Origin of the sequence: Pseudomonas sp. NPDC089530 (genome assembly GCF_050280705.1) — a bacterium.
Lineage (GTDB): Bacteria > Pseudomonadota > Gammaproteobacteria > Pseudomonadales > Pseudomonadaceae > Aquipseudomonas.
In genome coordinates, this window is the sequence record NZ_JBNNVU010000170.1 from 1 (window position 1) to 4,524 (window position 4,524).

3 protein-coding genes and 1 pseudogene are annotated in these 4,524 nt (G+C 61.5%); 1 reads left to right on the forward strand and 3 read right to left on the reverse strand.

Annotated features, from left to right (window positions below; genetic code table 11):
• Positions 1–696: pseudogene (locus tag ACQKQA_RS29655) on the forward strand (hypothetical protein); the annotation flags it as partial.
• Positions 697–765: 69 nt separating this feature from the next.
• Here the strand turns inward: ACQKQA_RS29655 and ACQKQA_RS29660 are convergent.
• From ACQKQA_RS29660 to ACQKQA_RS29670, 3 genes are read right to left on the reverse strand one after another with little or no spacing between them, the layout of a single operon-like run.
• Positions 766–3,069 carry an MlaD family protein gene (locus ACQKQA_RS29660; RefSeq protein ID WP_427564720.1) on the reverse strand — a complete coding sequence of 768 codons (2,304 nt, stop codon included), beginning with the start codon at positions 3,067–3,069 and terminating at the stop codon, positions 766–768.
• Complete coding sequence (locus tag ACQKQA_RS29665) at positions 3,062–3,685, reverse strand: paraquat-inducible protein A (RefSeq protein ID WP_427564722.1); 624 nt, start codon at positions 3,683–3,685, stop codon at positions 3,062–3,064. Before ACQKQA_RS29665 ends, ACQKQA_RS29660 begins: the two co-directional genes overlap by 8 nt.
• Positions 3,672–4,331, reverse strand: coding sequence for a paraquat-inducible protein A (locus ACQKQA_RS29670; RefSeq protein WP_427564721.1), 660 nt, complete (start codon positions 4,329–4,331; stop codon positions 3,672–3,674). Before ACQKQA_RS29670 ends, ACQKQA_RS29665 begins: the two co-directional genes overlap by 14 nt.
• Positions 4,332–4,524: the final 193 nt, after the last annotated feature.

Here is a 4,524-nt window from a genome sequence, read left to right on the forward strand (position 1 = left end):
GGACATAGTCGAGAACGACCTGGATGCCCCCCACGCCGCGCACTCGGGCGCGGCCCACACACGACACCACAGGGGAGAGATCGGGGCTCCCTCAAGCACATCGACCAGATCATCCACAGCGCCGGCCAGTACGAGGAAGGCGAGACCCTGTCGGTGTTCGACCTGAGCCAGAGCGCCGAGCAGGACAACAAGAACGAAGAAGCCAAGGAATACCTGGCCCGCCTGGTAGCGGCCAACCACAACCAGTTGGGCCTCAAGGACTTGTTCGAGCTGGCGTTCGAGATCACCAAGGTCAACGGCCAGCCGGTGATCCACACCGACATCGACGGCGCCGCCTCCAACGGCACCACCATGACCATCAAGGCGCTGACCAACATGTACCTGTTGCTGCACTTGATGGATCGCGACCTGGCCGGGCGTGTACGCCTGCCGTACTACCTCGACGAGGCCGCGGACATCGATGAGAAGAACCAGGCGGCGCTGCTGGAAACCAGCCTGCAACTGGGCTTCGTGCCGATCCTGGCCAGCGTGAAGCCGCAGGTGTCGGCCCAGGTCGCCATCGACCTGGAAGGCGGCAGCGGCCCGAACGGCATCTACATCGACGAGGCGGACTGGAAGTACATCCGCCGTCACGATCAGGTCAAGGCGACCCTGAACGTCGAGCCGGAAGCCGAGGCGGAGTTGGACGAAGTCTGATCCCCCCACGCTGAAACAAAAAAGGCCGCGATCTTCCGATCGCGGCCTTTTTTCTTCTGTAGGAGCGAGCTATTTAGCCAGGGGGATTTTCGGCGCCCAGGTCAGCCACTCGTCCTCGAACTTGTCGAACAACGGGAAAGTCTGCTCCGGCCGCGCCGGGCTGCCCATGCGCTCGCCATCCGGCGTGGCGAAGGCAACGCCGCCCTGGATCAGGGTTTCCAGCGACTCGGTGCGGACCGTCGCGCCCTTGAACAGACCGATGTCAATCCCGAATCCGCTGCTGTTCCAGAAACGCGTGCCGCCACGCACCAGCGGCGCATACTTCGGCTCGATCAGGATATGGATCAAGACTCGGTCGGCGGTCTGGCCCAGCTCGTACCCCGTAACCTTGCCCACCGTCACTTCACGGTAGGTCACCGGCACGCCGATCTTCAGCGAACCACGCCGCGCGGCGCTCAACACCAGGCTCAGGCCGGCCTCGGCGACCGCGGCTTCCGGTGGCTGGGGCAAGGCGACAAAGCTGGTTTGCGCACCGAGGTTCTTCGCCGCCGGCTGCACCTCGATGTATTGCCCGGTTACCAGGGTTTCCAGGTTGGCGGTGCGCATCAGACCCAGCTCCGGCTTGACCACCCAGAACTGGCTGCCAACCCGTGCGATACGCTCCGGCACCTCGGTGATCCGGGCCTTGAGCAGCACTGACTGCAGGTCGCCGCTCAGGTCGACGTCTTCCACCTTGCCGACATCCAGGCCCTTGAAGCGGATCGGCGTGCCCGGGCGCAAGCCATCGGCGCGCTCGACCTTGATGCTGACCAGGGTGCCCATCTGGGTCGCTTGCTCCTTGTCGGCGAACAAGCGGAAGCGTGGCACACGCTTTTTCAGCGGCACATTGGGCTCCGGCGTGTCGAAGGCGATACCGCCGGCCATCAGGCTCTGCAACGACTCACTCTTGACCTGGATGCCGCCGGTCAAGCCACCGGTGAGGGTGACGCCGCTGGCGTTCCAGAAGCGGGTCGAGCCGTTCACCAGGCCTTCGTATTCCTTCTCGATGTGCACGCCGATGACCAGTTGCTTGTGGGTCCGCGAGAACTGGTAGCTTTGCACCGAGCCGACCTTTACCTGCTTGTACAGAACCGGGCTGCCCACCTCCAGCGATCCGAGGTTTTCGGTGAACAGCACCAGGTGCAGCCCCGGAGCCCGCAGGTCCAGCGGCGGTGCCTTGGGCCGCGCCTCGAACTCGCGTTGCGGAGCGCCGCCCCGGTCACCCGGGCGTACAGCGATGTAGTTGCCTTTCACCAGGGCTTCCAAACCATTGATACCCGCCAGGGAAATCGACGGCTTGACCACCCAGAACTGGGTGCCCTGCACCAGGTATTCCTCGGCCAATGGCTCCAGGATCAGTTCCGCCGTGGCGCTTGCCAGGTCCGGATCGACATTCAGGGTCTTGAGGTTACCGACCTGAATCCCCTTGTACATGACCGGTGTCCGGCCGGCCTGGAGCCCTTCGAAGTCACTCAGCTTGACCTTGACCCGGATGCCCGCCTGGGCGGCCTCGAAATCCTCGTAGAGACGGAACGGCAGGCTCGGATCGGTGGGCGGGCTGTCCCGACGATTTTCCGGTGTGGCGAAGGCGATACCGCCGGCCACGATGCTGGCCAGGGATTCGCTGCGCACTTTCACCCCCGTCAGGCTGGCGTCGATGCTGACGCCACTGGCGTTCCAGAAGCGCGTATGTTTGCGCACCAGGTTGGCGTAGGTCGGTTCGATGAAGACTTTGAGCTCGACCGTGTCCTGATCTTCGGACAACAGGTAGCTTTTCACCTCACCCACCTGGATCTGCTTGTAGAACACCGGGCTGCCACGGTTCAGCGAACCCAGGCGATCAGCCTTGATGGTCAAGTGCAGGCCCGGCTTGGCGTCCGATAGCGGCGGCTCTTCGGCCAGCGCCTTGAACTTGCGCACGGAGTCGCCCTCACCGGGGCTGATGGCGATGTAGTTGCCCGACACCAGCGTCTCCAGGCCGGTGATCCCGGCCAGGCTCACGCTCGGCTTGACCAGCCAGAACCGCGTGCTGCTTTTCAAGTATTGCTGGACGTCCTTGTTCATCTCGACGGTGGCGATCACCCCTTTGGTGTTGCCTTCATCGTCTAGGGCCAGGGCCTTGACCTTGCCCACCGACATGCCTTTGTAGACCACTTCGGTCTTGTTGGCCTGGATGCCCTCGCCGCTTTCAAAGCGTACCTGGATCTCGATACCGGTCTGGTTGTAGGCCCTCCAGCCCAACCATCCACCGATCAACAAGGCAATCAGGGGCAGGACCCAGATCGCCGACCAGTTCGACGCCGGGCGGGTTTTAGCTTTAGGCAAATCACTCATTGTCGTCGTCCGACTCCGTGTTATCCCAGATCAGTCGGGGATCGAAAGTTATGGCGGCGAGCATCGTCAGAATCACCACACTGGCAAAGGCCACCGCCCCGAGATTGGCCTCGATGCTGGCAAGCCGGCCAAAGTTCACTACAGCCACCAGGATGGCGATCACAAAGATATCCAGCATCGACCAACGGCCAATGAACTCGATAAAGCGGTACATCAATATGCGCTGGCGTGCCGATAGCGGCTGGTGGCGCTGGACCGAAAACAGCAACAGGGCAATCCCCACCAGCTTGAAGGTGGGCACCAGAATACTGGCGATGAACACCACCGCGGCAATCGGGATCATGCCGTGCTGCACCAGGACGATCACCCCCGACATGATGGTGCTGGGGGCCCCCTGGCCGAGGGAAGTGACCGTCATGATCGGCAGCACATTGGCGGGGATATACAGGATCGCCGCAGTGATCAGCAGTGCCCAGGTGCGCATGATGCTGTTGGGGCGACGCGCATGTACCAGGGCCCCGCAGCGGGTGCAGGTCTGCTCGTCGGTATCGGGTTCCTGCCGGTTCAACTCATGGCATTCATTGCAAATCAGGATGCCTGCATCAATGGCCCGCATGTGCATCTTCTCCCGCCAAGGCGTCCCATATCTGATGGGGCGACATGACCACCTCCAGCCATACCTGGACCAATAACAAACCGACAAAACACACCAGCCCCAGGCCCACCGTCAGGGCTGCCAGATCCGCCAGCTTGACGATGGCGACCAGCACGCCCATCAGGTAGACCTCGAGCATGCCCCAGTCCCGCAGGTGGTGGTAAATGCGGTACAGCAATAGCCCGTAACCACGACCGATATCCAGGCGGATGCTCAACAGCACGAGCAGCTGGCAGACCAGCTTGAGCAGGGGAATGCCCATACTGCTGAGAAACACCACCACCGCCACGCCCTGCATATCGGTATCGAACAAGCCGACGACGCCGCTCCACACGGTGTCTTCCGAGAGTTGTCCGAGCAGGTCGAGTTGCATGATGGGCAGGAAGTTCGCGGGGACGTACAGCAACAACGCGGCAATCACCAAGGCCAGGCTGCGATCCACAACGTTATGACGATGGGCGTACAACTCATAACCACAGCGGGGGCACTGGGCTTTTTCTCCGTGGGCCAGCTCTGGCTTGCGCATCAGCAAGTCGCATTCGTGGCAGGCCACCAGGTCTTCCAGCGGCAACTTCGACAGCCCTGGAGCGTCAACCGTGTCTGACATATTGGGTTCTGGCTCTAAAAGGCGTGGGGCTATTCTAGAGATCCGTCCCGAAAATAACTGTGCATAATTGTATTAAGACAAGACGCGAATTTTCCAATGCGCAAAAACAAAACCCCAATTGCTTTCGCAATTGGGGTTTCGGAATTTAATCTTGACGATGACCTACTCTCACATGGGGAAACCCCACACTACC

Excerpts from the sequence above, each read along its gene's own strand:
- ACQKQA_RS29660 (WP_427564720.1), bottom strand. The coding sequence starts at position 3,069 with ATGAGTGATTTGCCTAAAGCTAAAACCCGCCCGGCGTCGAACTGGTCG.
- ACQKQA_RS29670 (WP_427564721.1), bottom strand. The coding sequence starts at position 4,331 with ATGTCAGACACGGTTGACGCTCCAGGGCTGTCGAAGTTGCCGCTGGAA.
- ACQKQA_RS29665 (WP_427564722.1), bottom strand. The coding sequence starts at position 3,685 with ATGCGGGCCATTGATGCAGGCATCCTGATTTGCAATGAATGCCATGAG.